Genomic DNA, 25100 nt, shown 5'->3' with positions numbered 1-25100 from the left:
AGTATGGACGTATTCGGCGATTTCACCGGCCGGGTGGTCAAGGCCGTCGAAACACTGGTCGAAAATGGCAAGCTGCCGGCCGGCATCGATACCGCTCGCGTCGTGGTCGAGCCGCCGCGCGATCCTGCGCACGGCGACCTTGCCACCAACGCCGCGATGGTGCTGGCGAAGCCGGCCGGCGCCAGGCCGCGCGATCTGGCCGGATTGATCGCGGCCGAACTCGCAGCCTCCCACGACGTCGTCTCCGTGGACGTCGCCGGACCGGGTTTCGTCAACATCAGCCTGTCCGACGCGTACTGGCGCGGTCAGCTCGACGCCATCGTGCGGGCCGGCGCCGGTTTCGGCCGCAGCGCGGTGGGTGCCGGCGCACCGGTCAATGTCGAGTACGTCTCGGCGAACCCGACCGGGCCGCTGCATGTCGGACATTGCCGCGGCGCCGTATTCGGCGACGCGCTTGCCGGGCTGCTCGAGTTCACCGGCTTCGACGTCACCCGCGAATACTACATCAACGATGCCGGTTCCCAGGTCGACGTGCTGGCGCGCTCGGCGCACCTGCGCTACCGCGAGGCGCTCGGCGCCGACATCGGCGAGATCCCGGATGGCCTCTATCCCGGCGACTATCTGGTGCCGGTGGGGCAGGCGCTCGCCGACCGGTTCGGCGACAGCCTGCTTGCCATGCCGGAATCCGAATGGCTGCCGCTCGTCAGGGACATCGCCATCGACGCGATGATGGACCTCGTGCGCGAGGACCTCGACGCGCTCGGCATCCACCACGACGTCTTCTTCTCGGAGCGCTCGCTGACCACCGGCAACGGCGGCGCGGTCGCCGCGACCATTGCGGATCTTCGCGAACGGGGCCTGGTCTACCAGGGCCGGCTGCCGCCCCCGAAGGGCCAGTTGCCCGAGGACTGGGAGGACCGGGAGCAGACCCTGTTCCGGGCCACCGAGTTCGGCGACGACGTCGACCGGCCGCTGATGAAGTCGGACGGGTCCTACACCTACTTCGCCTCGGACATCGCCTATCATCGCGACAAGTACGAGCGCGGCTTCAGGTCGATGATCGACGTGCTCGGTGCCGATCACGGCGGCTACGTCAAGCGCATGCAGTCGGCGGTCAAGGCGGTCAGTCACGGCGAGGCGGACCTCGACGTCAAGCTCTGCCAGCTCGTCAAGCTGTTCCGGGGCGGGCAGCCCGTGAAGATGTCGAAACGCGCGGGCGATTTCGTGACTCTGCGCGACGTGGTCGAGGAAGTCGGCCGCGACGTGGTGCGATTCATCATGCTGACGCGGAAAAACGACGCCCCGCTCGACTTCGACTTCGAGAAGGTGACGGAGCAGTCCAAGGACAATCCGGTCTTCTACGTGCAGTATGCGCACGCCCGGGCGCATTCGGTGTTCCGCAACGCCGCGGAGGTCTTCCCGGACATTGAGTTTCCGCTGCAATCGCCTGGACTGGCTGGGCTTTCTGCCATTGCCGACCCGGCCGAGTTGGCGCTCGTGAAGACGCTGTCCGGGTTTCCGCGCCTGGTGGAGACGGCGGCGCTCGCACACGAGCCGCACCGCGTCGCCTTCTACCTGCACGATGTCGCAAGTGCTTTCCACGGCTTGTGGAATCGCGGCAAGGACTTGCCACAATTACGGTTTATTAACGCAGAAGATCGAGCTTCGACCGTAGCTCGACTCACATTGGTGCAAGCCGTCGCGTTGGTGCTGTCGTCCGGATTGGGCATGCTCGGGGTCGAGCCGCTCGAAGAAATGCGTTGAATCGCAGGCCCTGTCCGACAACAATGTTTCAACGACCCCGTCGCGACAACACAGCGAGTTAGGGCGATTTATGTCGGATGCGCGGTATCCCAAGCGTTCCGGGCCGGGGGATTACGACGACCTGGTCGATGCGCCGCGTGACGCGGCGTCTGGTCAATCCGGCGATCCGCTGGCCGAACTGGCCCGGCTGATCGACGAGGACCCGTTCGCCGATTTCCATCAGCGCAGGCGCGAGCCGTCGCTTGCCGAAGAGCAGACGCCCGCGCGCGGCGCGGTTCGGCAGCCGCCCGAGGAGGTCGAGCCGGAGCCCTACGCCGAGGCCGGCTACGACGCCGGCGCGTCCGACCCGCAGGCCCAGGCCTATCGCGAGGACGCCTACGCGCAGCCGCCCGCAACCGAGGACTACGACGCCCTCGAGGCGCCTATGTACCGGGAGCCGCGCGCCTACGATCCTGCTCCCGAGTATCCGGCCGCCGAAGATACGGCCCCCGAATACCCGGCCCCCGAGTATCCGGCGCCCGAATACCCGGCCGCCTACGACCGCCCGGAGGAGGACTACCCGCCGCAGGACGCCGCACCTGAGGAGCCGTCTGCATCCGAGGAGCCGTCGACCTACGAGACGCCCCGTTACGAGCCCGCGGCCTACAGAGTGGCCGAAGACGAGCCGCGCATCGACGAGCAGTCCTCCTTCGCCGCGCCGGTCCGCGATCCGCAGATCTACCGCGACCCCGGGGCCTACCCGGCCGACGAGGCCTACGACGCCGCCGAAGGCTACGACACCGACATCGCAGAGGGTGTCGGCTCCGACCGGCTCTATGCCGACCTCGCCGCCGCGACCCGGCGCGTCGAGCCGACCTTCGAGCGACCCGCGCCGGTCGCCGACGCCGCGGAGCCGCCGGCGCGCTACGATCCGGCAGCCGATCCCGACGCCGGCCTGGCCGCCGGCGCGGCCCGTGACGACGTCACCGAGTTCGACTTCGGCGATCTGTCCGGCCGCGACACCGCCGGGTCCGTGGTCGATCCGCGCGGTCTCGACGAAGCGGTCTACGCCGACGACATCTACGAGCGCACCGATCCGGTGTTCGACGACAGCGGCCACATCCCGCCCTATGACGGCGAGGGCCCCGACGAGCAGGGCGGCCGCGGCCGCGGCCTGTTCATCGTCGCCGGCCTGGTCGGGCTGGTGGTGATCGGCGGCGCCGGCGCGCTGGCCTATCGCGGCTTCGGCGGCGAGGAAGCGACCGGCCCGGCCCCGGTCATCCGCGCCGACAAGTCGCCCTCCAAGGTCAAGCCGGAGCCGTCCGACGCCGAGCAGGCGCCGCAGCAGGGCAAGCTGGTCTACGACCGGGTCTCCGGCGACGGCGGCAGCGAGGACGCCAGGCTGGTCTCCCGCGAGGAGCCGGTCGCCGACGTCGGCAACCGCCAGGTCCGCGTGATCGACCCGAACCAGGGCGAGGGCAACGGCCTGCGCGGAACCGCCGACGCGGGCGATGCATCCCTCGACAGCGAGGACCTGCCGAAGCGGGTCCGCACCGTCGTCGTCAAGCCCGACGGCACCATCGTCGGCGAGATCCAGCCGCCGAAGCCGGCCCAGCCGCTGCAGCCGAGCCAAGTCCAGCCGGCGCCGCTGCCAGACGACCCGGGCGCTGCGGCGCCCACGGCCGACACCGCTCCGGCAGGCGCTGCGCCGGCCGACAGCGCCGTGCCGCTGCCGACGCCGCGCCCGGCCGACCTGGCGATGAGCCAGCCGGCCCGCTCGGCGCCGACCCCGGCGCCCGCGGCACCCGCGCCGGCACCTGCCCAGACCAACCAGACCGGCAACCAGGCTGCCGGCGACAATTTCGTGCCGCCCAGCGCCCCGACTTCGCGGGCGAGCGGCGGCGCCCCGGTGGCGCTGCAGCCGGCGCCCGCCGCCAGCGGCCAGGCCGCGCCCGCCCAGACAACACCGGCACCGGCGCCGGCCACCCAGACGGCCAGCGCGCCGGCGACGACGACGTTCCCGGCCGGTTCCTATGTCGTCCAGGTGGCGGCGACCCGCGACGCCCAGGACGCCCAGTCGACCGCGGCCTCGATCACGCAGAACTATTCCGGTGCGCTGGGCGGCTACAAGCCGGCGGTCGAGCGCGCCGACCTCGGCGACCGCGGCATCTACTACCGCGTCGGGGTCGGGCCGATGCAGAGCCAGGGTGCCGCCAACTCGCTGTGCGCGAACCTGAAATCGGCCGGACTCGACTGCTTCGTGCGGCGCAACTGACGCTCCTGCTTTGCCCCGCAATCAACAGCGGGGGCACGGCGGGGCGATGAGAGTGTTGACCGGCCCGCGGGCGGCCGCTAAGCCGCCGTCATGGGAGCGAAAGCCTTCATTTCCGGGTGCGCCGGTCCGTCGCTGACCGCCGACGAGCGCGCCTTCTTCGCCGACGCCGGGCCGTGGGGGCTGATCCTGTTTGCCCGCAACTGCGTCGATGCCGGGCAGATCCGCCGGCTCACCGACGAGTTCCGCTCGGTCGTCGGCCGCGCCGACGCACCGGTGCTGATCGATCAGGAGGGCGGCCGCGTCCAGCGCCTGAAGCCGCCGCACTGGCCGGCGTACCCGCCGGTCGGCGCCATCGGCGACCTGTTCCGCCGCGATCCCGAGGCCGGCCTGCGCGCCGCCTGGCTGTCGGGCCGGCTGATAGGCGAGGACCTGCACGCCCTCGGGATCACCGTCGACTGCATTCCCTGCGTCGATATCCGCGTCCCCGGCGCCAGCAGCGTCATCGGCGACCGCTCCTACGGCAGCGAGCCGGAGGTCATCGCCGAACTCGCCCGGGTCACGGTCGTCGGCCTGGCCGCGGCGGGCGTCGCGCCGATCCTCAAGCACATCCCGGGCCACGGGCGGGCGCTGTCGGACAGCCATTTCGAGCTGCCGGTCGTCGACACCCCGGTCGCCGAGCTCGAAGACAGCGATTTCGAGCCGTTCCGCCGCCTGCGCGACCTCCCGATGGCGATGACCGCGCACGTCATCTACGCCGCGATCGACGCCGATGCGCCCGCCACCCTGTCGGCGCCGGTCATCGATGGTATCATTCGCGGGTCCATCGGTTTCGACGGGCTTGTGATGACCGACGACCTGTCCATGAAGGCCCTTGACGGCACGTTCGAGGACCGCGCGGCCCGGTCCTTCGCCGCAGGGTGCGACATGGCGCTTCACTGCAACGGCAGCATGCGCGAGATGGTGGCCGTCGCGTCGCGGTCGCCCGAACTCGCCGGTGCGGCCGCGCGGCGGGCGGAGGCCGCGCTCGTCTGGGCGGCGCGCGCGGAGACCGACATCGCCGATGCCCGTCGGGAATTCGCCGACCTGATGGAGGCCATGACGTCGGCCGGGGAGGCATAGTGGCCGGTCCGGAAGCCGAGCTGTGGGGAGAGCGCCCCGAGCGGCTTGGCCAGCCGGCGGACGGAGAGACGTTCCTGGTCGACGTCGAGGGCTTCGAGGGCCCGCTCGACCTGCTGCTGGCGCTGGCCCGTACCCAGAAGGTCGACCTGGCGCGGATCTCGATCCTGGCGCTCGCCGAGCAGTACGTCGCCTTCATCAACGAGGCCAGGCGCCTGCGCCTTGAACTGGCGGCCGACTACCTCGTCATGGCGGCCTGGCTCGCCTACCTGAAGTCCCGGCTGCTTTTGCCCCGTCAGGCCGACGACGAGGAGCCGACCGGCGAGGAGATGGCGGCGATCCTGGCCTTCCGGCTGCAGCGGCTGGAGGCGATGCGCGACGCGGCCGTCAAGCTCGTGAACCGCAACCGGCTGGGACGCGACGTCTTTGCCCGCGGGCTTCCGGAAGGCGTGCGGGTCGAGCGTCGCAGCGTCTATCACGCCTCCCTCTACGACCTGCTCAAGGCCTATGGCGAGCAGCGCAGCCGTCAGGCGGTGCGTCGCGTCGTGCTCGCGCCGCGCAAGGTACTGGCGCTCAAGGAGGCCCGCGAGATCCTGCAGCGTCTGGTCGGCGACATCGGCGCCTGGACGCCGCTCGCCGCCCTGATCGACGAATTCATCGACGACCCCGGGATGCGCCGCACCGCCACGGCCAGCACCTTTTCGGCAAGCCTGGAGCTGTGCCGCGAAGGCGTGCTGGAGTTGCGGCAGGAAAAGACATTCGGCCCTCTCTATATGAAGGCGCGGGACGCCACGGGGCGGGATCGGGACAAATGAGCGACAACGGCAACAACGTCGCGAACTTCACGCCGAGCGATCGACGCGAGCAGCTGAGGATGCTCGAGGCATTGCTGTTTGCGGCCTCCGAACCGCTCGATGTCGCGACGATGACCTCCCGGCTGCCCAAGGGTGCCGATATCGCCACGCTGCTGACGGAGCTCCAAGGCGCCTACGCGAACCGCGGCGTCAATCTGGTCAAGGTCGACGAGAAGTGGCGGTTCCGGACCGCGGAGGACCTGTCCTTCCTGCTGCGTCGCGACGCGGTCGACCAGCGGCAGCTGTCGCGCGCCGCGCTGGAGACGCTGGCGATCATCGCCTACCACCAGCCGACCACGCGGGCGGAGATCGAGGAGATCCGCGGCGTCAGCATCTCGAAGGGCGTTCTGGACGTTCTCATGGAGGCTGGCTGGATCCGGATGCGCGGCCGCCGGCGCACGCCGGGACGTCCGGTGACCTATGGGACGACACCTGAGTTTCTCGATCATTTCGGGCTGGAATCGCTGCGCGATCTGCCCGGCGTCGAGGAACTGAAGGGCGCCGGACTGCTCGATAGTCGACTGCCTGCGGGCTTCGAGGTGCCGACGCCGGCCGGCGAGGAGCTGACCGAGGACGAGGACCCCCTCGATCTCCTCGACGGAATGACTTCTGATGACGAAGCGACGTCCGAGGGTATCTCCGACGAGGAAACGGCTGGCGGGACCGACCGCTGATGCCTGCTACGATCGGTGACACGAAGACGACGAAGCCTGCACGGGATGCCTCGGCACCGGCTCCCAGAGATGTCGGTCCCAGGGATGTCGCTCGCTGGGGCCGGCGGGGGACGGCGGGAACCGCGATCGCCGCGCGGCTGTCGTTCGTCGATGTCTCGCATTCCTACGAGACCGTCGCCGCCGTCGACCGGGTGACGCTGGAGGTCGAGCCGGCAGAGTTCGTCTGTCTTCTGGGCCCGTCTGGGTGCGGCAAGACGACGCTGTTGAAGCTGGCGGCCGGGCTCGAGGTGCCCAACAGCGGCCGGATCCTGATCAACGAGCAGGAGGTCTCCGGTCCGCACCGCTTCGTCCCGCCGGAAAGGCGGGGCGTCGGCCTGATGTTCCAGGATTTCGCGCTGTTTCCCCACCTGTCGATCGTCCGCAACGTGATGTTCGGCCTGACGACGCTGTCCCGCGCCGATGCCCATCGCGAAGCGCTCAAGGCGCTCGGCCGGGTGGGACTGGAAAGCTATGCCGAACTCTATCCTCACGCGCTGTCCGGCGGCGAGCAGCAGCGCGTGGCGCTGGCCCGCGCGATTGCGCCGCGCCCGAGCGTGCTGCTGATGGACGAGCCGTTCTCGGGCCTCGACAGCCGCCTGCGCGACGAGGTGCGTGACGAGACGCTGGCGGTGCTCCGCGAGACCCGAGCGACCTGCATCATCGTGACCCACGACCCTGAGGAAGCCATGCGCATGGCCGACAGGATCGTGCTCATGCGCTCCGGGCAACTCGTCCAGGTCGGCACCGCATCCGACCTGTACCATGCGCCCGTGGACCTGCAGGCGGCGCGGTTTTTCACCGAGTTGAACGAGGTTCCGGCTGAAATCGAGCACGGCGAGGTGGTGACGCCCGTCGGCCGGTTCTCCCGTCAGGGCGTCGTCGGCGGCGAGAGCGTCACCGTCTGCGTGCGCCCGCACGGGGTCAGGCTTGCCGAGCCTGGCATCGGCGTTCCCGGGCGCTTGCTTGGGCGTCGGTTCCTCGGCGAGGTCGAGTTGCTGGACATCGCGGTGGAGGGGCTGGAGCAGCCGCTGAAGGCGCGGTCCAGGGACATGGCGCCGGTACCGATCGGATCGGAGGTCGGCGTGGTGATCGACGAGGCTGCGGTGCTGATGTTCCCCGCGCGGGAATACTGAATGAATGGGAGAAATTGGCGCTCGCTGGCGAATAAGGGCGTGTTGCCGGGCGGCTGCTACCTATATAATGTCCAGCCGAACCGAAACGCATCGAATTCGAGGAGAGCGTAAATGGCTCCCAGTTGGTTTCAGATCCTGATCGTCGTCGTACTGCTCGTGCTGCTGTTCGGACGCGGCAAGATCTCCGATCTCATGGGCGACGTCGCCAAGGGGATCAAGAGCTTCAAGAAGGGGATGAGCGAGGAGGACACCGCCTCCGAGGACAACTCCAAGACGATCGAGCATCAGGCCGCCGAGACGGTCAAGACGCCCGCCAAGGAGCCCGCCAAGAAGGCGAGCTGAGGTTCGGATTTTCTCCGGACTCTGACCGGCCGCGCACCCGGCGTGTGGTCTGGTTGAATGGTTGGGGGATGTCCCGGGGCACCGCCCTGCGGAGACGTGGATGTTCGATTTAGGTTGGAGCGAGTTGTTGGTGATCGCCGTGGTGGCGATCGTCGTGGTCGGGCCGCGTGAGCTGCCCGGGATGCTCCGGCAATTCGGCCGCTTCGCCAGTCAGGTGAGGGGCATGGCGGGCGACTTCCAGAAGCAGTTCAACGATGCGCTGAAGGAAGCCGATCTCGACGAGGTGCGTCAGAGCATCGAGGACGTCCGCCGGATCAATCCGCTCAACCAGATGAAGGACAGCTTGAATCCGCTGAAGGACGCCGGCAACAGCGTCCGCAAGGCAATCGAGGATCCCGGTGCGCCGGCGAAGTCCGGGGCGGGTGACAAGGACTCCGGCGCCGTAGCCGCAGTCTCCGAGCCGGCAAAACCTGCGGCCAGGCCGAACGGCGCCGCCCCCGAGACCCCGGCGGCCGGTGCAGCCGCCGCATCGAAGGCGGAGGCCGCCACGGAAGCCGCGACGGCGGCATCGGGCCAACCTTCGGCCGGAACCTCCAAGGGCCGGAAGACACCGTCGAAGCCCTCGACCGCGAAGCCTGCCGCCCCGAAGTCTGGCGCCCCGAAGTCTGGAGCCTCGAAGTCTGGCGCCGCGAAGCCCCGCGCCCCGAAATCGTCGACCTCCACATCGTCGACCTCCAAATCGACCGCCTCCCGATCATCGGCTTCGAAGTCCTCGGCTTCGACGTCGTCGGGCTCGAAGCCGGCCGCGTCCGGGACCGCCTCTGCCGGGACCACCGGCGCCGGATCGACGGCCTCCGGAACGGCGAAGACCCCGAAGCCGAAGACCGCAAGGACGGCAAAGTCCAGAACCGCGCCGAAACGCTCGGCACCTGCCAGTTCCGGGGCCGGCAAGCCGGCCGGCTCAGATACCACCGCGTGAAGTCCCTTAGATGACCCAGGAAGACATCGAGGCGACGAAAGCGCCGCTGGTCGAGCACCTGATCGAGTTGCGCAAACGGATGATGTGGGCGCTGATCGCGCTCGGCATCATGTTCGTGATCTGCTTCTTCTTCGCCGCGGAGATCTTCAACATCCTCTTGAAGCCCTACGAATGGGCGCGCGGCGGCAGCGTCGAAGGCCTCGAGCTGATCTACACGGCTCCGCAGGAATATTTCTTCACGCAGCTCAAGATTGCTTTGTTCGGCGGGTTCTTCCTGGCGTTCCCGGTGATCGCCGGGCAGCTCTACATGTTCGTCGCGCCGGGGCTCTACAAGAACGAGCGCGGCGCCTTCCTGCCGTTCCTGGTGGCCACGCCGATCCTGTTCCTGCTTGGCGCGTCGCTCGTCTATTTCGTGACCATGCCGCTGGTCATGAACTTCTTCCTGTCGATGGAACAGAGCGGGCCGGGCGTTGCGCGGATCCAGCTGGTCGCGAAGGTCAGCGAATATCTCGGGCTGATCATGACCCTGATGTTCGCATTCGGCCTGTGCTTCCAGCTGCCGGTGCTGCTGACGCTGCTCGGCCGGGCGGGCCTTGTGTCGTCGGACACGCTGAAGAAGAAGCGGAAATACGCGATCGTCATCACCTTTGCGGTCGCCGCGTTCCTGACGCCCCCCGATCCGATCAGCCAGATCGGGCTTGCGCTGCCGACCCTGCTTCTCTACGAACTGTCGATCATTTCGGTCAGGATGGTGGAGAAGCAGCGCGCCAGGCGGGAGGCCGAGCGCGAGGCGGAAGACGAGGCCTGACCGGGCGTTTCTTTCACGCGCCGGCCGTGCCGGCTGGCCCGTCCAGACACTCGAAATCTCCGATGTTCGACCTCAACTGGATTCGCGAGAACCGTGACGCTTTCGACGCCGCGCTGATGAAGCGCTCCGGCGAATATGCCGGTACGGCCGACAAGCTGATCGCCCTCGACGACACCCGCAAGACCCTGGTGACCGAGCTGCAGGCCCTGCAGGAGCGCCGCAATGCCGCGTCGAAGGAGGTCGGCAAGGCGAAGGGGTCGGGCGACGAGGAACGCGCCCAGGCGCTGATCGCCGAGGTCGCCGGGATCAAGGAGCGGATGCCCGCCGCCGAGGCGGAGTTGAAGGAAGCCGAGGAAAAGCTCCACAAGGAGCTGTCCTGGATCCCCAACCTGCCGCTCGACGACGTGCCGGTCGGCGCCGACGAGGCCGCCAATGTCGAGCTCCGCAAGGTCGGAACCCCGAGGACGTTCGACTTCGAGCCGAAGCAGCATTTCGAGATCGGCGAGGCGCTCGGCCAGATGGATTTCGAGACTGCCGCAAAGCTCTCCGGCGCCCGCTTCGTCGTCCTGAAGGGCCAGATTGCTCGCCTCGAACGTGCGCTCGGCGCCTTCATGCTCGACCTGCACACCGCCGAGCACGGCTACACCGAGGTCGCCCCGCCGCTGCTGGTCAAGGACGACGTCATGTTCGGCACCGGGCAGCTGCCGAAGTTTGAGGATGATCAGTTCGCTGCAGTTTCCTCTATAGTACCGAAGCCAATAGAAAGGCGACTAGACTTTTTGAGAGAACAATATTCACATATCCCTGCCCATAATCAGCGAGTAGTAGATCGAATTGATGAGATTAAATCTTTTGTAAATAATATGGCGACTGGAGAGCGGGAGATCCTCCTTAAGGATGCAGCGTTAAATGCAATTCAGCTGTTTGAGTCCGTAGATGCTGCTAAAGATGATTTGTATAGGGATGCGCTTGATTTTCAGTTGAAGTATGTCGAGGCGATATCAACAAGGCGCTGGCTGATCCCGACGGCCGAAGTCCCGCTGACCAATCTCATCCGCGACTCCATCGTCGACGAGGACCAACTCCCGATGCGGGTCACCGCCTGGACGCCGTGTTTCCGGGCCGAGGCCGGGGCAGCCGGACGCGATACGCGCGGGATGATCCGCCAGCACCAGTTCTCCAAGGTCGAGCTCGTCTCCGTCACCACGCCGGAGCAGTCGCTCGACGAACTGGAGCGGATGACCGGTTGCGCGGAGGAGGTGCTGAAGCGCCTCGATCTGCCGTACCGGGTGCTGGCCCTGTCGACCGGCGACATGGGTTTCTCCGCGCGCAAGACCTACGACATCGAGGTCTGGCTGCCGGGGCAGGGCGCCTATCGCGAGATCTCCAGCTGCTCGGTCTGCGGCGACTTCCAGGCCCGCCGCATGAACGCGCGCTACCGGCCGGGCGAGGGCAAGGGCGTCCGTCATGTCCACACGCTGAACGGCTCCGGCGTCGCCGCCGGCCGGGCGCTGATCGCGGTGCTGGAGAACTACCAGCAGGCAGACGGGACCGTGGTCGTTCCCGAGGTGCTCAGGCCCTACATGGGCGGCGCCGCGGTGATCGGCGGATAGCACTGCGCTGGCACATGCACGGCACGTGCATGGCATACTGACGGCACAGCGACGGCAGTCCGTGTGACAGTCGCCAACGAACCAGGACGGGTAGTCGAGACCAATGCGAATCCTGCTCACCAACGACGACGGAATCCACGCGCCGGGCTTGAAGGTCCTCGAGAAGATCGCCCGCGAACTCACTGACGACGTTTGGATTGTCGCGCCCGAGACCGACCAGAGCGGCTCCTCGCATTCCCTCACGCTCAGCGACCCCTTGCGCCTGCGCGAGGTCGCCGACCGCCACTTCGCCGTGAAGGGCACCCCGACCGACTGCGTGATCATGGGGGTCCGCCACATCATGCTGGAAAACCCACCGGATCTGGTACTTTCCGGGGTCAACCGCGGCCAGAACCTGGCCGACGACGTCACCTATTCCGGCACCATCGCCGGCGCCTTCGAAGGCTCGATCCTCGGCGTCCGCTCGATTGCCCTCAGCCAGGCGTTCCGCGATCCCGAGGTGCTGCACTGGGAAACCGCGGAGGCCCATGGCCCGAAGGTGATTCGCCAGTTGCTGAAGGCGGATCTTGATCCCTCCGTGGTCCTGAACGTGAACTTCCCGCCCTGCGCACCCGACGCCGTCGCCGGCCTCGAAGTCGCCCAGCAGGGCAAGCGCGACCAGTCGATGCTGCGCGTCGAAGAGCGGCTCGACGGACGCGGATTCCCTTACTACTGGCTGGGTTTCGAACGCCGCCGGTCGAGCCCCAAGCGCGGCACCGACCTGCGCGCGGTCTACGACGGCTGCATCGCGGTGACCCCGCTCACCCTCAACCTGACCGACACCGTGGCGCATGCCCGGCTCCTGGAGAAGCTGGCGGTCGGAGAGAAAGTCTGACGCCGATGATTGGCGACGGAGACGATTTCGGCGGGCTGGACGAGGGCCGTATTTCCGTTGCGCGGCTGATCATGGGACTGCGATCGCAGGGAATTCGCGACCCTCGCGTTCTGAAGGCGATCGAGACCGTGCCGCGCAACCGGTTCCTGGAAACCAGCTACGCGGAACTCGCCTACGAGGACCGGTCGCTGCCGATCCAGTGCGGCCAGACCATCAGCCAGCCTTTCGTCGTCGCCTACATGACCGAGACCCTGAAGGTCACCGACCGCGACAAGGTACTCGAGGTCGGCACGGGTTCCGGATATCAGGCCGCGGTACTGGCAAAGCTTTGCCGCCGGGTCTACACGATCGAGCGGTACCGCACCTTGCACAAAGTGGCGGAGGAGCGGTTCCGGGACCTTGGAATTTCCAATGTCACCGCCATGGTCGGCGACGGCATGAAGGGCTGGCCGGCCCAGGCTCCGTTCGACAAGATCATCGTTACCGCCGCAGCCGAGGACATTCCGCAGGACCTTGTCGACCAGCTCAAGATCGGCGGGATCATGGTCATTCCGGTCGGGCCGGTCGGCGGCGTGCAGTTCCTCCATCGCATTGTCCGCACCGAAGACGGTTACCGCGACGACACGCTGATCGGCGTTCGTTTCGTTCCGCTGGTCCCGGGCAAGGCCGAGCAGCTCTGACGCTGCCCGGAAGCAACAAAATCTTGCTTCCCGTAAGAAACGAGCTGGCGCCTTAAGCCAATATTTACCTCAACGCCCGTTTACTACGTGCAATTCCTGTAGTGCGGCGTGAGTGGTGAGATGTCCAGCTTGATCAACCGAATTCGTTCAGCCCCGTTGACGAGAGTGGTAATCGTTGGTGCTGTCGGTGCCTTGGCGGCAGGGTGCAGCTCCGACACCTCCCGGTTCGCCGGATCCTTCTTCGGCGGCGCCGATCCGGAGTACACCGGATCCGTCCCTCCGACACCGACCCAGCCGGTCACGTCCGCGGCCCTAGGCGATCCGCGGGCCCAGTCGGCATACAACCAGCTGGGTTCGGTCCCGTCGGGCTCCGGCAACGGCACGACGGTGATCGTCGGACCCGGCGAGACCGTCTACTCGATCTCCCAGCGCTACGGGGTGCCCGCCAACGCTCTGATGAGCGTCAACGGCCTCGGCAGCGCCAGTGCGGTACAGCCCGGCCAGACCCTGATCATTCCCGTGTTCTCGCAGGCCCAGAACGGCTGGGTCCGACCGGATCCCGCATCCACCGGCGTCAAGGTCGCCGGTCCGGCGCCGATCAGCGCGGCACCGGTCGCCGCTGCATCCGGGAGCAGTTCCGCCAGCGTGCCGGCAGGCGGCGCAATGCACACGGTGACCTCGGGCCAGACTGTCTATTCCCTCGGCCGGATGTATGGTGTGAGCCCGAACGCGATCATCGAGGCCAACAATCTTCAGGCGCCCTACGGCGTCCGCATCGGCCAGAAGGTCCGCATTCCCGGCGCGACGACCGCGAAGTCGGCCTCGTCCACCGTGCAGCAGGCGGCAAACAACGAGGCGGCCACCACGAGTGCCGGCTCCGAAGCCAACGACGCCGCCGCCACCGGTTCGGGGGATGTTCAGTCCGCCGAACTCCCGGCACCTGAAAAGGTCGCATACGCGCCGCAGAACGACGCCGACGCCGGCACCGATACGCGCGCAGAGATCCCGCAGCCGGCGGCCCTGTCGGCGGGGAACTTCCGCTGGCCGGTGCGTGGCCGGGTCATCTCGTCCTACGGCGAGAAGAACGACGGCGGCACCAATGACGGCATCAATGTCTCCGTCCCGGAGGGCACCTCCGTCCGTGCCTCCGAGAACGGCGTCGTCGCCTATGCGGGCAACGAGTTGAAGGGGTACGGAAACCTTGTCCTGATCCGCCATTCCGACGATTGGGTGACGGCCTACGCCCACAACAGCGAGCTTCTGGTGAAGCGCGGCGACGTCGTCTCGCGCGGCCAGGTCATCGCCAAGGCGGGGCAGACCGGGTCTGTTTCGACCCCTCAGATGCACTTCGAACTGCGCAAGGGATCCCAGCCGGTCGACCCGCTGAAGTACCTCGCAGCGGAATAATCCGGCATCCGGTGCATTGACCAGCGGCGCGTCCGACGGGCGCGCCGTTTCGATTCGTGGGAACGAGTCGGATGCTATTCCGACTGCTTCAAAGGTACGCCGAGGCGGCCTGCCAGATCCTGGATGAACTGCCATGCGACGCGGCCTGAACGGCTGCCGCGTGTGGTCGACCACTCCAGGGCGTCGCGCCGCATCTGGTCCAGGTCGGTGTCCAGCCCGAAGTGGTCGGCATACGCCCGGACCATGTCGAGAAATTCGTCCTGGCTGCACCGATGGAAGCCGAGCCAGAGACCGAACCGGTCGCTGAGCGAGACCTTTTCCTCGACGGCCTCCGACGGATTGATCGCCGTGGACCGCTCATTCTCCATCATGTCGCGCGGCAGCAGGTGCCGGCGATTGGACGTTGCATAGAAGATCGTGTTGTCCGGGCGCCCCTCGATGCCGCCTTCGAGCGCCGCCTTCAGCGACTTGTATGAGGTGTCGTCGAAATCGAACGACAGATCGTCGCAGAAGATCAGGAAACGGTGCGACACATTGCGGGCGAGCGCCATGAGGACTGGAAGGGTCTCGATGTCCTCGCGATGAATCTCCACGAGTTTCAGGGGGCCGACGCCGTCCGGCGCGGTATTGCGATTAACCGTCGCATGGGCGGCCTTGATCAGCGAGCTCTTGCCCATGCCGCGCGCGCCCCAGAGCAGGGCATTGTTTGCAGGCAGACCGCGCGCAAATCGTTCAGTGTTCTCGACAAGGGTATCGCGGGCGCGGTCGATTCCCTTCAGCAGGACCATATCGATGCGGTTGACGGCGGGAACGGGCTGCAGCCCGGGCGGAGTGGCACGCCACACGAACGCGTCGTTTGCATCGAGATCCGCCGGCGCGGGAGGTGCGGGCGACAGCCGTTCGAGGCTGACGGCGATGCGGGCCAACAGCTCGCCAATCTCTTGGGGGCCGTCCGACGGCCGGTTGTTTTCCGACATCACGACAATCAGTTCTCCGGTGTCTCGCTGCCGCCCGGACGGCGCCGTCCGGGCGCGCGGACCGTACCATGGACGCGGTTCCGGTCAATCGCGTGCAGACCCCGTCAACGCTCCCTATATCTGCAATTGCTTCGGGGTACCGGTTCTGGTTTGCAAAGCGCGGGGCGGTCGCTATAGTCCGCGCGCTTCGGACGGCGCCGGGCAACTGGCGCCGATTGTATTCTTGTATCACAGGAGGAAACGATGTTCGTGACGCCGGCTTACGCTCAGGGGGCAGCGCCAAGCGGCGATTTCCTGATTTCGCTTCTTCCTTTCGTTCTGATCTTCGTCGTCCTGTATTTCCTCATCCTGCGCCCACAGCAGCGCCGGGTGAAACAACAGCAGGAAATGATCGCCTCGCTGCGGCGTGGCGACACGGTGGTGACCGCGGGCGGCATCATCGGCAAGATCTCCAAGGTGATAGACGAACGGGAAATCCAGGTCGAAGTCGCCGAAGGCGTACGGGTGCGTGTCGCGCGCTCGATGATTTCGGAAGTCCGCGCCAAGGGCGAACCGGTAAAGGACGAGAGCTGACAGGACGTCGAACGTCCCGCTTTCGCAGGCAATAGTCTCACATGCTGCATTTCGCCCGCTGGACTGTCATCCTGGTCATCGCAATCTGCCTGGCCGGAATCCTGGCAACGGTCCCGAACTTCTTCTCCAAGCAGGAAGCCGAATCCTGGCCGTCCTGGATCCCGCACCGCCAGCTCGTGCTCGGCCTCGATCTTCAGGGGGGGTCGCACATCCTGCTGGGCGTCGACGTCGAGGCGGTGGTCACCGAGCGGCTGGATACACTGCGCGACGATGTCCGCCAGATCCTTCGCGACGAGCGCATTGGCTATACCGGCCTGGCCGTGCAGGGACAGACGGTTCAGGTGCGCGTGCGCGACCCCCAGCAGGTGGATGCCGCCGAACAGGCATTGCAGGATCTTTCGGTGCCGATCGGGTCCGTCCTCACCGGCTCCACTGCCCGAGACGTTGCGATCACGGCAAACCAAGACGGACTAATCACCCTTGAGCTGACCGAGCAGGGGCTGCAGCAGCGCATAAGCTCCGCCGTCGAGCAGTCGATCGAGATCGTCCGCCGGCGCATCGACGAACTGGGCACGACGGAGCCGACCATACAGCGCCAGGGGGCGGACCGCATTCTCGTGCAGGTTCCGGGTCTGGACGATCCAGCTCGACTGAAGGCGCTGATCGGGCAGACGGCGAAGCTGACGTTCCGGATGGTCGATATGTCGATGCCGGCGAGCGAGGCGCTCAACGGCCGTCCGCCGCCCGAGTCCGAGGTGCTGTACTCGCAGGATGACCCGCCGGTTCCCTATCTGATCGAGAAGCGGATCGTCGTCAGCGGCGAGGACCTGGTCGATGCGCAGCCGGGCTTCGATCAGCGCACCAACGAGCCGATCGTCTCGTTCCGGTTCAATTCGTCCGGTGCGCGCCGGTTCGCCGTCGCCACCCAACAGAATGTCGGCCGCCCCTTCGCCATCGTCCTGGACAACGAGGTGATAAGCGCGCCGGTCATCCGCGAACCCATCCTCGGCGGTTCGGGACAGATCAGCGGCGACTTCACCGTCGACGGCGCCAACGACCTGGCGATCCTGCTGCGGGCCGGCGCGCTTCCGGCTCCTCTAACAATCCTCGAGGAACGAACGGTCGGACCGGGCCTGGGAGCCGATTCCATCCAGTCGGGCAAGATCGCGGCGATAATCGGCACGGCCCTGGTGGTCGTCTTCATGATCGCCGTCTACGGGCTGTTCGGAGTGTTCGCCGATATCGCCCTGTTCCTGAACATCGCGCTCATCATCGGCATCCTTTCGATGCTCGGGGCGACGCTCACTCTGCCGGGCATCGCAGGCATCGTCCTGACGGTGGGCATGGCGGTCGATGCCAACGTGCTGATCTACGAGCGCATCCGCGAGGAGCAGAAGTCGGGCAAGAGTGCGATCGCATCGATCGACTCGGGATACCGGCGAGCGCTGGGGACGATCATGGACGCCAACATCACGACGTTCATCGCCGCCATTATCCTGTTCTACCTGGGATCCGGCCCGATCCGCGGCTTCGCGATCACGCTTGCCATCGGCATCGTCACCACTGTCTTCACCGCCTATCTGGTCAATCGTCTGATCGTCGCCGAATGGGTGCGCCGACGGCGCCCTTCCACGGTACCGATCTAGGAGCGGTCTCGTCATGCTTTTGCGGCTAGTTCCTGAGGATACCCATATCGGGTTCATGCGGCTCCGGCGTTTCACGCTGCCGCTGTCGGCTGCCCTGTCGGTCCTGTCCATCGTCCTGTTCTTCGTCGTCGGTCTGAACTTCGGCATCGATTTCAAGGGCGGCTCGCTGATCGAGATCCAGACCAAGGACGGACCGGCCGATGTGGCCGACCTGCGCGAACGGATCGGCGCTCTCGGCCTGGGAGACGTGCAGATCCAGGAGTTCGGCGCGCCGGACGAGGTATTGATCCGCGTCGTCGAGCAGGAAGGCGGCGAACATGCCCAGCAGGCCGTAATCGCCAAGATCCGGTCGGAACTGGGCGATACGGTCGAATACCGCCGCGTCGAGATCGTCGGTCCCACGGTGAGCGCCGAACTTGCGCGAACGGGCACCATTGCCGTGCTCGTCGCGATATTCGCCATCCTGGTCTACATCTGGTTCCGGTTCGAATGGCAGTTCGCCGTCGGAGCCGTCATCGCGACGGTCCACGACGTGGTCCTGACCATCGGGCTCTTCGCCGTACTGCAGCTCGATTTCGCCCTGTCGAGCATCGCCGCGATCCTGACCATCGTCGGCTACTCGCTGAACGACACCGTCGTGGTCTACGACCGCGTCCGCGAAAACACGCGGCGCTATCGCAAGATGCCGATGCCCGAACTGCTCGACCTGAGCGTCAACCAGACGCTGTCGCGCACGATCATGACCTCGCTGACCACTTTGCTGGCGCTCGTCGCGCTCTATCTGTTCGGTGGTGAAGTCATCCGCAGTTTCGTGTTCGCCATGATTTGGGGCATCCTTGTCGGTACATATTCCTCCATATACGTGGCTGCCCCGGTGCTGCTCTTCCTCGGCGCAAGCCGCGACGGAGGTGCCGCGTCTACGGCCGCGACGGCGGAATCCACCGGCTGAGAGGACAGGCGCTCCGGCGCCGTTCACAGCGATGCAGATGCGCGACGCACATTTTCCGGGACGTGCGCCGATCGAAGCATACGGGAATGGCGGATTCCGTTTCGCCGGCATGTCGCACCGCGGGTCGATCCTGATCCTGCTGAACGCCATTTACGCGTGGCCCGTCTCGGAGCCGGGGCAGATCGGCGTGGAGGCATTGTCTCGGGCGATGGCGGCCGACGACCGCCCGGAACTCCTGCTGATCGGGACCGGTCGCCAGCTCGTGCCGGCCGCACCGGATCTGCGCGACGCCGTCCGCGACCACGGGATCCGCATCGAGACCATGGACACGGGGGCTGCGGTCAGAACCTACAACGTGCTGCTGGCGGAAGAGCGTTCCGTCGGCGCCGCCTTGATCGCAGTCGACTGAGCGGGCGATGACCGACACCGCCTCACGGGATTGTTTTGCCCATTGTGAAGAGCTTGTTCGCCGCGGCGACAAGGACCGCTTCCTGGCAACCCTGTTCGCGCCGGCCGACAAGCGCAGCTACATCTTCGCGCTCTACGCGTTCAATCTCGAGATCGCGCGCATCCGCGACGCGGTCAGCGACGCACTGCCGGGGGAAATGCGCCTGCAATGGTGGCGCGACGCGTTGCACGGATGCGGCCACGGCGAGGTGATGCGGCACCCGGTCGCCGCGGCTCTGCTCGAGACTGTCGAGCGCTGCGAGCTGTCGGCGCAGCCGTTCCTGGACCTGATCGAGGCGCGCAGTTTCGACATCTACGACGACGCGATGCCGACAGTGACGCATCTCGAGGCCTACTCGAAAGCCACCTCGTCAGTGCCGATGGAGATTGCCGCAGCCATCCTCGGCGCGGCGCACTGCACGGCGACCTCGACCATGATTGACCATGGCGGCATCGCCTACGCGATCACCGGTCTGCTGCGCGCCATGCCGTTCCACGCCTCCTCCGGCCAGATCTTCCTGCCGGAGGACGTGCTCAGGCGCCACGGCGCCGACTACCGGGACATTCTCGCCGGCAAGGATACGCCGCAACTCCGCGCAGCACTGGCGGATTTGCGCGGGCTTGCACGGTCGCATCTGGAGGACGCCGGAAACTACATCAGCGCCATTCTCCCGCAGGCCATTCCCGCTGTTCTGCCGATCGCGCTGGTGAGGCCCTATCTGGACCGCATGGAACGGCCGGACTACGCACCGTTCGCCGAAATGTGCGTCGTGCCGCAATGGCGGCGGCAATGGATCCTGTGGCGGGCGGCGCGCCAGGCGGCCTGCTGCTGCGCGTAGCGCTATTCGGCGGCCTGCCGACGGCCGAGCCAGCCGTCGATGTCGGCGAGGGCTCGGGCCGACATCGCCGCCTTCCGAGCCCGGGTCTTTTCCTTGCCGCGCAACCGCTTGCCGGGAACTTTCGGCACTTCGATCGGCGGAAACAGTCCGAAGTTGACGTTCATCGGCTGGAAGCTGCGGCCGGCGTCGTCGGCCGACAGGTGGCCGCCCGTGATATGACGGAGAAGGGCACCGAGTGCTGTGGTTTCGGGTGGCGGCACGGAGTTCAGGCCGAGCCGTTCGGCGGCGGCGAACCGCCCGGCCAGCAGTCCGATCGCTGCGGATTCGACGTAGCCCTCGACGCCGGTGATCTGGCCGGCGAAGCGAAGCCGGGGCATCGCCTTCAGCCTCAGTGACCCGTCCAGCAGCCGCGGGCTGTTCAGGAAGGTATTTCGGTGCAGGCCGCCGAGGCGGGCGAACTCGGCGTTCTCCAGCCCCGGGATCGTCCGGAAGATCTCGGCCTGGACGCCGTATTTCAGCTTCGTCTGGAAGCCGACCATGTTGTAGAGCGTGCCCAGCGCGTTGTCCTGGCGAAGCTGGACGATGGCGTAGGACTTCACCTCCGGATCGTGCGGATTGGTCAGGCCGACCGGCTTCATCGGCCCGTGCCTAAGCGTTTCGCGTCCGCGCTCCGCCATCACCTCGATCGGCAGGCATCCGTCGAAGTACGGCGTGTCCTTTTCCCAGTCGCGAAATTCAGCCTTTTCACCGCCGAGAAGGGCGTCGACGAAGGCGTCGTACTGCTCCTTGTTCATCGGGCAGTTGATGTAGTCGGCACCGGTGCCGCCGGGGCCCGCCTTGTCGTAGCGCGACTGGAACCAGGCCTTCGAGAAGTCGATCGTCTCCTTGTAGACGATCGGCGCGATCGCATCGAAGAATGCGAGCGAATCCTCGTCGGTCAGGCCGCGCACGGCCTCGGACAAGGCCTGCGAGGTCAGAGGGCCGGTGGCCACGATCACGCTGTCCCAGTCGCCGGGAGGAATGCCGTCCACCTCGCCGCGGCGGATCTCGATCAGGGGATGACGGGTCAGGGCGTCGGTTACGGCGTCGGAGAACCCGACCCGGTCGACAGCGAGCGCCCCGCCTGCCGGCACCTTATGGGCATCGCCGGAAGACATGATCAGCGAGGCGCAGCGGCGCATTTCCGCATGCAGCAGTCCGACCGCGTTGGTCTCGGCATCGTCGGAACGGAAGGAATTGGAGCAGACCAGTTCGGCACACCCTTCGGTCAGGTGCGCTTCGGTCATGCGAAGCGGCCGCATTTCGTGCAGCACCACGGGAACGCCTGTCTCGGCGACCTGCCAGGCGGCCTCCGATCCTGCCAGACCGGCGCCGATGACGTGTATTGGAAAAAGCGTGTTCATGCCGGCTATCTATTGCAGGCTGCCCGATGTGCAAAGGGCCGCGACATGCGCGGCCCTTCGCTGCACCGGAATGCGTATTACGCTGCGTCGCGGTCGTGCTTGCCTTCCTGAATTTCCTCGGCAATCTTTTCGCAGAACGCATCGAGATCGCCGGGGTTGCGGCTGGTAACCACGCCGTTGTCGACGACCACTTCGGCGTCGATCCAGTTCCCGCCGGCGTTGATCAGGTCCGTCCGGATGGACTTGTAGGACGTGACGTCCCGACCGTCGACGATGCCGGCTTCGATCAGCAGCCAAGGGGCATGGCAGATCGCGGCGACCACCTTGTCCTGATCGAACATTGCCCGGATGAGTGCGATGGCGGCATCGTTGACCCGCAGCAGATCGGGATTGATCTGGCCGCCGGGCAGCACGATCGCGTGGTACTCTTCGGGATTGACGTCGTCGAGCAGGACGTCGACCTGGACCGGGGAGCCCCAATCCGTCTTGTCCCATCCCTTGATCGAACCGGCTTCCGGCGAAACGACGTGCACCGTCGCTCCCGCTTCGGCCAGCTTGTGAACCGGCACCTCCAGCTCCGACTGTTCGAAGCCGTGTGTCGCGAGCACGATGACTTTCTTCTTGCTGATGTCACGCATGGTTTTTGTCTCCGTATCTGTTTGCTGGTAGGCAAACGAACGGAGAGGCCGCACGTTCCTCGCGTATTTTGAACTTCCGGAGATCCCGAGGCGTCAGCCGCCGGAGCTTGCGGCCGCCCTCCACGTGGCTCCGTTTATCGCCTCGAGGACGAGAACCAGATCTCTCCCCGGTTGCGATGCGTCGCTGCCCGCGGCCGGAAGGACTATTCGTGCCTTCGCGCCGGTATTGCCGCTGATTCCGATCTTTTCGGTCCGGAACCGCGAAGCCCAAACATAGGGATAGAGATTCTGGATGCTGGTGTCGGGCAGCGCTGCCAGCGTTGCTCCGTCCCAATGTGAGACGGCATTGCCCTCGGCGTCGATCAGTCGCACGTCGATAATGTACGCAGCACCTGTGTCGGGGCCCGCATCCACATACGCATCGAGGGTCACCCCGCCGTCGCTGGACACCACGACGTTGGAAAGGGCGATATGGTGTTTGTGAAAGGTCACGCGCGCATGCAGCGGCGAGACGACCGCACCGAAGAGGATGTTGTAGCTTCCGACCGTGAAGAGCACCGCAAAGGCGGCGAGCAGCGCCCCGCCGACGCGCGCGCTTCTGGTGGGAAGCGGGCCGCTGAGCAGCCAGTTTGCCCAGCCGTTTCTCCACGCCCAGTCGGTGCGCCCCACCATATTGTCGAGAGAAATCCGTCCGCCGCCGGCGAGATACACAGCTCCACTCATGGCGACGCCCGACACCGCCATTGTCCATTCGTCGAGACAGGTCGACCCCATCCAGCCGAAGATCAGCATCAACGCGACGTTCAGGCCGATCGAGGCGAATGCCGCCAGCCGCGTGACAAAGCCGAAAATCAGGAACAGTCCGACAAGCAGCTCGGCGATCGTCCAGAACCACACGGACAACACGATCAGATCCGGATACTGCAGGGCCCATTCGAGCGGCGCCTGTATCCAGAGCGTGCCCGGCAGCGCGTGCGTCAGCTTGCCGGCGACGAAACCGGCCGACTGGAAGTCGAGCTTGAGCGCGTGGTCGATGCCGGCGGTATCCTGGTAATCGTAGATCAGTCGGCGGCTCGCACCTCCCCAGAAGATGAAGCCCTGCACGAAGCGCGTGCCCAGCAGCACGATTGCCAGCAGCGAAAAGCAAGCCGCCGGCGAAAGCTGTTCCTCTTCGATCGAATATGCCGTTGCCATGTGCCCCGTTCCCTATGGTCAGGTAGGCGAGCATGGAGGCGGCCGCAGCCGCGCGCAATCGGCAGGTGCGCCTGGGCGGACTTTAGTTCGCGGTACCGTAGTAAAGCGCGTTCAGGATCTGGCCGGCGACTCGTGGCGCGACTCCGGTCGTGCTTCCGTCCGAGATGAAGTGCCCGGCGGAATTCGAGAACACCACCACCCCCAGCCTCTCGGCCGGCATCAGGTCCATCTGCGTCGTGAAGCCCGTCAGACCGCCGTTCTTGGAAACAATCGCCGGCCGCTGCGTCTCCGGATCGGCGGGGGCGACTGCCCAGGCGAGCCCCGAGCGCTCCTGGCCGGGCGCGCAGCTTGCCAGCGAAGGATCCGGCCCGGTGCAGGCGTATGGCTTCTGTGCGAAACGGAACGCCCGGTCTATGTCCGAATTCTCGTGACCGAACTGGTGGCGCATCGCGGACCGGGCAAACTTGCCCATGTCGGAGAGGCTCGTCTTCAGCGCTCCTGCCGGTGCCCAGACGGGAACGACATTGCTCACGCCGGCGCCCGGCTCGACCACGACGCGTATCGGATCGACATAGCCCGATCCCGGCTCGACAACGCCGACGAAAACCACCCGACCGTCGACGACATATGCCCTGGCCGTAGCGTTCGTCCCCCCGATGCGGCCGCCGACGATGGTCACGTCGGGCGTCCGCGTGTATCCAGCGCCTCCGTTGAAAACGGTCACGCCGATGAGCTTGCCGTTGCGAACGACAGGCACAGCGTCTGCCTCGGTCGACGATCCTCCGTTCGTAAACTGTATTCTCGCGGCTTCGACATACCCGCTGCCGCCGTCCTGTACGGCCAGTCCGGAAACCGCGTGGTCGTCGAGGATCGCTATGGCTTTGGCGCCGGTGCCTCCGCCGCCGATGATCCTGACCTTCGGCGTCGACGCATAGGCGCTGCCGCGGGCCAGCAGCACGATCTGCTGCACGCTTCCGTTGACGATTTCGGCGCGGCCAAGGGCCTGATCATAGCCCAGGGCACGCTGGCCAAGCTTGGATGTCGGAACAAAGAGATACGTGTCGGCCATGCCGAGCGGCTCAAGCAGATTGCTCTCGATCTGCGCATACCAGGCCCAGAAATCCCGGTTGGTCAGCCTTCCTCCGTCGCTGGCGATCAGCAGGCCCAGCAGCCCGATTCCGAAGTCGGAATAGAAGTAGGGTGCGGGCAGCCGGGTTCTCTCCGGCGGCTGCGGGGGCTTCAGCTTCGTGGGCTGGTAGTTCATCGGCACCGTATTGGCGAAGTACGACGCAAAGTCCCGGCCTGTGTATTCCCTGATCGGCGGGCGCTCGGAGGGGAGGCAGGTAGGATTTGAGCCGTTCTGGCAGACATGCGGAATGTCGATGATGCCGCCCGTGAAATCGCCGAGTTCCTTCAGGGTCACCCGGGACATCTTCGGCCTGAGGTCGCCAAGCTGGGCCTGGAAGCTCGCCAGTTTCTGCCCGAATTCGATCCTACCTTCGGCTATGTACTGCGCGAACAGGTTGGTGGTGAAAACCTTGGTGACCGAACCGATTTCGAACAGCGTATCCGCCGCAAATGGCACCGCCGGCTGATCCGGCGTTCCCACGATCGCCTTGCCGTACGTGAAGATCCTTGGCTCACGGCCCTTCTTCAGGATGACCACGCCGACGCCGACGGCTTCGCCCGACGTCACGGCCGGTTTGGCATAGGTCCTCGCGATGCGTTGCAACGACGTGGCGCCCGCTGCCTGGGCAATCGAAATCACGAGCGGGATGCTCAGCAATACTGCGAGAAGCCGGCGGTTCATGGAGTGCGTGGCCTTTCCCACACCCTATCCGAGGAATATTCCGCGCATGAAATACCAATTCGAAAACCGCAGCAACGCCCCGGCACT

At 66.2% G+C, this 25100-nt stretch carries 22 protein-coding genes and 1 pseudogene; 18 read left to right on the top strand and 5 right to left on the bottom strand.

Annotated features, from left to right (window positions below; genetic code table 11):
• Positions 1–3: 3 nt before the first annotated feature.
• The 13 genes and pseudogenes from argS (at position 4) to V3328_RS17555 (ending at position 14537) form a co-directional block, all read left to right on the top strand.
• Positions 4–1764 carry an arginine--tRNA ligase gene (gene argS, locus V3328_RS17620; RefSeq protein WP_340331189.1) on the top strand — a complete coding sequence of 587 codons (1761 nt, stop codon included), beginning with the start codon at positions 4–6 and terminating at the stop codon, positions 1762–1764.
• 70 nt (positions 1765–1834) lie between these two features.
• Positions 1835–4018 (top strand): SPOR domain-containing protein, encoded by a 2184-nt coding sequence (locus V3328_RS17615; protein ID WP_340331008.1) that lies wholly within the window; start codon positions 1835–1837, stop codon positions 4016–4018.
• A 90-nt stretch (positions 4019–4108) separates the two neighbouring features.
• A complete protein-coding gene (nagZ, locus tag V3328_RS17610; protein ID WP_340331007.1) occupies positions 4109–5137 on the top strand; it encodes a beta-N-acetylhexosaminidase in 1029 nt (342 codons plus the stop codon).
• Positions 5137–5949 (top strand): segregation and condensation protein A, encoded by an 813-nt coding sequence (locus V3328_RS17605; RefSeq protein ID WP_378758863.1) that lies wholly within the window; start codon positions 5137–5139, stop codon positions 5947–5949. Before nagZ ends, V3328_RS17605 begins: the two co-directional genes overlap by 1 nt.
• Positions 5946–6662, top strand: a complete 717-nt coding sequence (scpB, locus tag V3328_RS17600; RefSeq protein ID WP_340331006.1) for an SMC-Scp complex subunit ScpB — start codon at positions 5946–5948, stop codon at positions 6660–6662. Before V3328_RS17605 ends, scpB begins: the two co-directional genes overlap by 4 nt.
• The gene (locus V3328_RS17595; RefSeq protein ID WP_340331005.1) at positions 6662–7834 is read left to right on the top strand and encodes an ABC transporter ATP-binding protein; all 1173 of its coding nucleotides are present in this window, start codon (positions 6662–6664) and stop codon (positions 7832–7834) included. Before scpB ends, V3328_RS17595 begins: the two co-directional genes overlap by 1 nt.
• Before the next feature lie 111 nt (positions 7835–7945).
• A complete protein-coding gene (locus tag V3328_RS17590) occupies positions 7946–8176 on the top strand; it encodes a twin-arginine translocase TatA/TatE family subunit (protein WP_340331004.1) in 231 nt (76 codons plus the stop codon).
• Positions 8177–8276: 100 nt separating this feature from the next.
• A pseudogene (gene tatB, locus V3328_RS17585) lies at positions 8277–8456 on the top strand (Sec-independent protein translocase protein TatB); the annotation flags it as partial.
• Between the two features lie 709 nt (positions 8457–9165).
• Positions 9166–9963, top strand: coding sequence for a twin-arginine translocase subunit TatC (tatC, locus tag V3328_RS17575; protein WP_340331003.1), 798 nt, complete (start codon positions 9166–9168; stop codon positions 9961–9963).
• 62 nt (positions 9964–10025) lie between these two features.
• Positions 10026–11576, top strand: a complete 1551-nt coding sequence (gene serS / locus V3328_RS17570; RefSeq protein ID WP_340331002.1) for a serine--tRNA ligase — start codon at positions 10026–10028, stop codon at positions 11574–11576.
• A 103-nt stretch (positions 11577–11679) separates the two neighbouring features.
• Positions 11680–12450, top strand: coding sequence for a 5'/3'-nucleotidase SurE (surE, locus tag V3328_RS17565; protein ID WP_340331001.1), 771 nt, complete (start codon positions 11680–11682; stop codon positions 12448–12450).
• 5 nt (positions 12451–12455) lie between these two features.
• Positions 12456–13130: a protein-L-isoaspartate(D-aspartate) O-methyltransferase gene (locus tag V3328_RS17560; protein WP_340331000.1), complete on the top strand. Its 675-nt coding sequence runs from the start codon at positions 12456–12458 to the stop codon at positions 13128–13130.
• A 192-nt stretch (positions 13131–13322) separates the two neighbouring features.
• The gene (locus V3328_RS17555) at positions 13323–14537 is read left to right on the top strand and encodes a peptidoglycan DD-metalloendopeptidase family protein (RefSeq protein ID WP_340330999.1); all 1215 of its coding nucleotides are present in this window, start codon (positions 13323–13325) and stop codon (positions 14535–14537) included.
• A gap of 74 nt (positions 14538–14611) precedes the next feature.
• Here the strand turns inward: V3328_RS17555 and V3328_RS17550 are convergent, their stop codons facing one another.
• Positions 14612–15514, bottom strand: coding sequence for an ATP-binding protein (locus tag V3328_RS17550; protein WP_340330998.1), 903 nt, complete (start codon positions 15512–15514; stop codon positions 14612–14614).
• 243 nt (positions 15515–15757) lie between these two features.
• Here V3328_RS17550 and yajC point away from each other — a divergent pair, with 243 nt between their 5' ends.
• The 5 genes from yajC to V3328_RS17525 are packed head-to-tail and all read left to right on the top strand — an operon-like array spanning position 15758 to position 19968.
• The gene (gene yajC, locus V3328_RS17545) at positions 15758–16087 is read left to right on the top strand and encodes a preprotein translocase subunit YajC (RefSeq protein WP_340330997.1); all 330 of its coding nucleotides are present in this window, start codon (positions 15758–15760) and stop codon (positions 16085–16087) included.
• Between the two features lie 41 nt (positions 16088–16128).
• Positions 16129–17733, top strand: a complete 1605-nt coding sequence (secD, locus tag V3328_RS17540; RefSeq protein WP_340330996.1) for a protein translocase subunit SecD — start codon at positions 16129–16131, stop codon at positions 17731–17733.
• A gap of 13 nt (positions 17734–17746) precedes the next feature.
• Positions 17747–18682 carry a protein translocase subunit SecF gene (gene secF / locus V3328_RS17535; protein WP_340330995.1) on the top strand — a complete coding sequence of 312 codons (936 nt, stop codon included), beginning with the start codon at positions 17747–17749 and terminating at the stop codon, positions 18680–18682.
• A 37-nt stretch (positions 18683–18719) separates the two neighbouring features.
• Positions 18720–19091, top strand: coding sequence for an Mth938-like domain-containing protein (locus tag V3328_RS17530; protein WP_340330994.1), 372 nt, complete (start codon positions 18720–18722; stop codon positions 19089–19091).
• 7 nt (positions 19092–19098) lie between these two features.
• A complete protein-coding gene (locus V3328_RS17525) occupies positions 19099–19968 on the top strand; it encodes a phytoene/squalene synthase family protein (protein ID WP_340330993.1) in 870 nt (289 codons plus the stop codon).
• 2 nt (positions 19969–19970) lie between these two features.
• Here V3328_RS17525 and trmFO read toward each other — a convergent pair whose 3' ends face one another.
• The 4 genes from trmFO to V3328_RS17505 form a co-directional block, all read right to left on the bottom strand.
• A complete protein-coding gene (gene trmFO / locus V3328_RS17520) occupies positions 19971–21371 on the bottom strand; it encodes a methylenetetrahydrofolate--tRNA-(uracil(54)-C(5))-methyltransferase (FADH(2)-oxidizing) TrmFO (protein WP_340330992.1) in 1401 nt (466 codons plus the stop codon).
• A gap of 77 nt (positions 21372–21448) precedes the next feature.
• On the bottom strand, positions 21449–22009 hold the full coding sequence (locus V3328_RS17515) for a type 1 glutamine amidotransferase domain-containing protein (protein ID WP_340330991.1): 561 nt from the start codon (positions 22007–22009) through the stop codon (positions 21449–21451).
• A 93-nt stretch (positions 22010–22102) separates the two neighbouring features.
• Positions 22103–23203: a TQO small subunit DoxD gene (locus V3328_RS17510; protein ID WP_340330990.1), complete on the bottom strand. Its 1101-nt coding sequence runs from the start codon at positions 23201–23203 to the stop codon at positions 22103–22105.
• Between the two features lie 82 nt (positions 23204–23285).
• Positions 23286–25013 carry a serine hydrolase domain-containing protein gene (locus tag V3328_RS17505; protein ID WP_340330989.1) on the bottom strand — a complete coding sequence of 576 codons (1728 nt, stop codon included), beginning with the start codon at positions 25011–25013 and terminating at the stop codon, positions 23286–23288.
• Between the last annotated feature and the right edge of the window lie 87 nt (positions 25014–25100).

The sequence above is a fragment of the Microbaculum marinum genome, from assembly GCF_037855135.1.
In the GTDB taxonomy this organism is placed as follows: Bacteria; Pseudomonadota; Alphaproteobacteria; order Rhizobiales; family Tepidamorphaceae; genus Microbaculum; species Microbaculum marinum.
The sequence above is the reverse complement of the archived record's forward strand: the minus strand, read 5'-3'. Positions and strand labels throughout refer to the sequence as shown.

Bases quoted from the DNA above. Each gene is read 5' to 3' on its own strand.
- argS (WP_340331189.1), top strand. From the start codon at position 4: ATGGACGTATTCGGCGATTTCACCGGCCGGGTGGTCAAGGCCGTCGAA.
- V3328_RS17615 (WP_340331008.1), top strand. From the start codon at position 1,835: ATGTCGGATGCGCGGTATCCCAAGCGTTCCGGGCCGGGGGATTACGAC.
- nagZ (WP_340331007.1), top strand. From the start codon at position 4,109: ATGGGAGCGAAAGCCTTCATTTCCGGGTGCGCCGGTCCGTCGCTGACC.
- scpB (WP_340331006.1), top strand. From the start codon at position 5,946: ATGAGCGACAACGGCAACAACGTCGCGAACTTCACGCCGAGCGATCGA.
- V3328_RS17595 (WP_340331005.1), top strand. From the start codon at position 6,662: ATGCCTGCTACGATCGGTGACACGAAGACGACGAAGCCTGCACGGGAT.
- V3328_RS17590 (WP_340331004.1), top strand. From the start codon at position 7,946: ATGGCTCCCAGTTGGTTTCAGATCCTGATCGTCGTCGTACTGCTCGTG.
- tatC (WP_340331003.1), top strand. From the start codon at position 9,166: ATGACCCAGGAAGACATCGAGGCGACGAAAGCGCCGCTGGTCGAGCAC.
- serS (WP_340331002.1), top strand. From the start codon at position 10,026: ATGTTCGACCTCAACTGGATTCGCGAGAACCGTGACGCTTTCGACGCC.
- surE (WP_340331001.1), top strand. From the start codon at position 11,680: ATGCGAATCCTGCTCACCAACGACGACGGAATCCACGCGCCGGGCTTG.
- V3328_RS17560 (WP_340331000.1), top strand. From the start codon at position 12,456: ATGATTGGCGACGGAGACGATTTCGGCGGGCTGGACGAGGGCCGTATT.
- V3328_RS17550 (WP_340330998.1), bottom strand. From the start codon at position 15,514: ATGTCGGAAAACAACCGGCCGTCGGACGGCCCCCAAGAGATTGGCGAG.
- yajC (WP_340330997.1), top strand. From the start codon at position 15,758: ATGTTCGTGACGCCGGCTTACGCTCAGGGGGCAGCGCCAAGCGGCGAT.
- secD (WP_340330996.1), top strand. From the start codon at position 16,129: ATGCTGCATTTCGCCCGCTGGACTGTCATCCTGGTCATCGCAATCTGC.
- secF (WP_340330995.1), top strand. From the start codon at position 17,747: ATGCTTTTGCGGCTAGTTCCTGAGGATACCCATATCGGGTTCATGCGG.
- V3328_RS17530 (WP_340330994.1), top strand. From the start codon at position 18,720: ATGCGCGACGCACATTTTCCGGGACGTGCGCCGATCGAAGCATACGGG.
- V3328_RS17525 (WP_340330993.1), top strand. From the start codon at position 19,099: ATGACCGACACCGCCTCACGGGATTGTTTTGCCCATTGTGAAGAGCTT.
- trmFO (WP_340330992.1), bottom strand. From the start codon at position 21,371: ATGAACACGCTTTTTCCAATACACGTCATCGGCGCCGGTCTGGCAGGA.
- V3328_RS17515 (WP_340330991.1), bottom strand. From the start codon at position 22,009: ATGCGTGACATCAGCAAGAAGAAAGTCATCGTGCTCGCGACACACGGC.
- V3328_RS17510 (WP_340330990.1), bottom strand. From the start codon at position 23,203: ATGGCAACGGCATATTCGATCGAAGAGGAACAGCTTTCGCCGGCGGCT.
- V3328_RS17505 (WP_340330989.1), bottom strand. From the start codon at position 25,013: ATGAACCGCCGGCTTCTCGCAGTATTGCTGAGCATCCCGCTCGTGATT.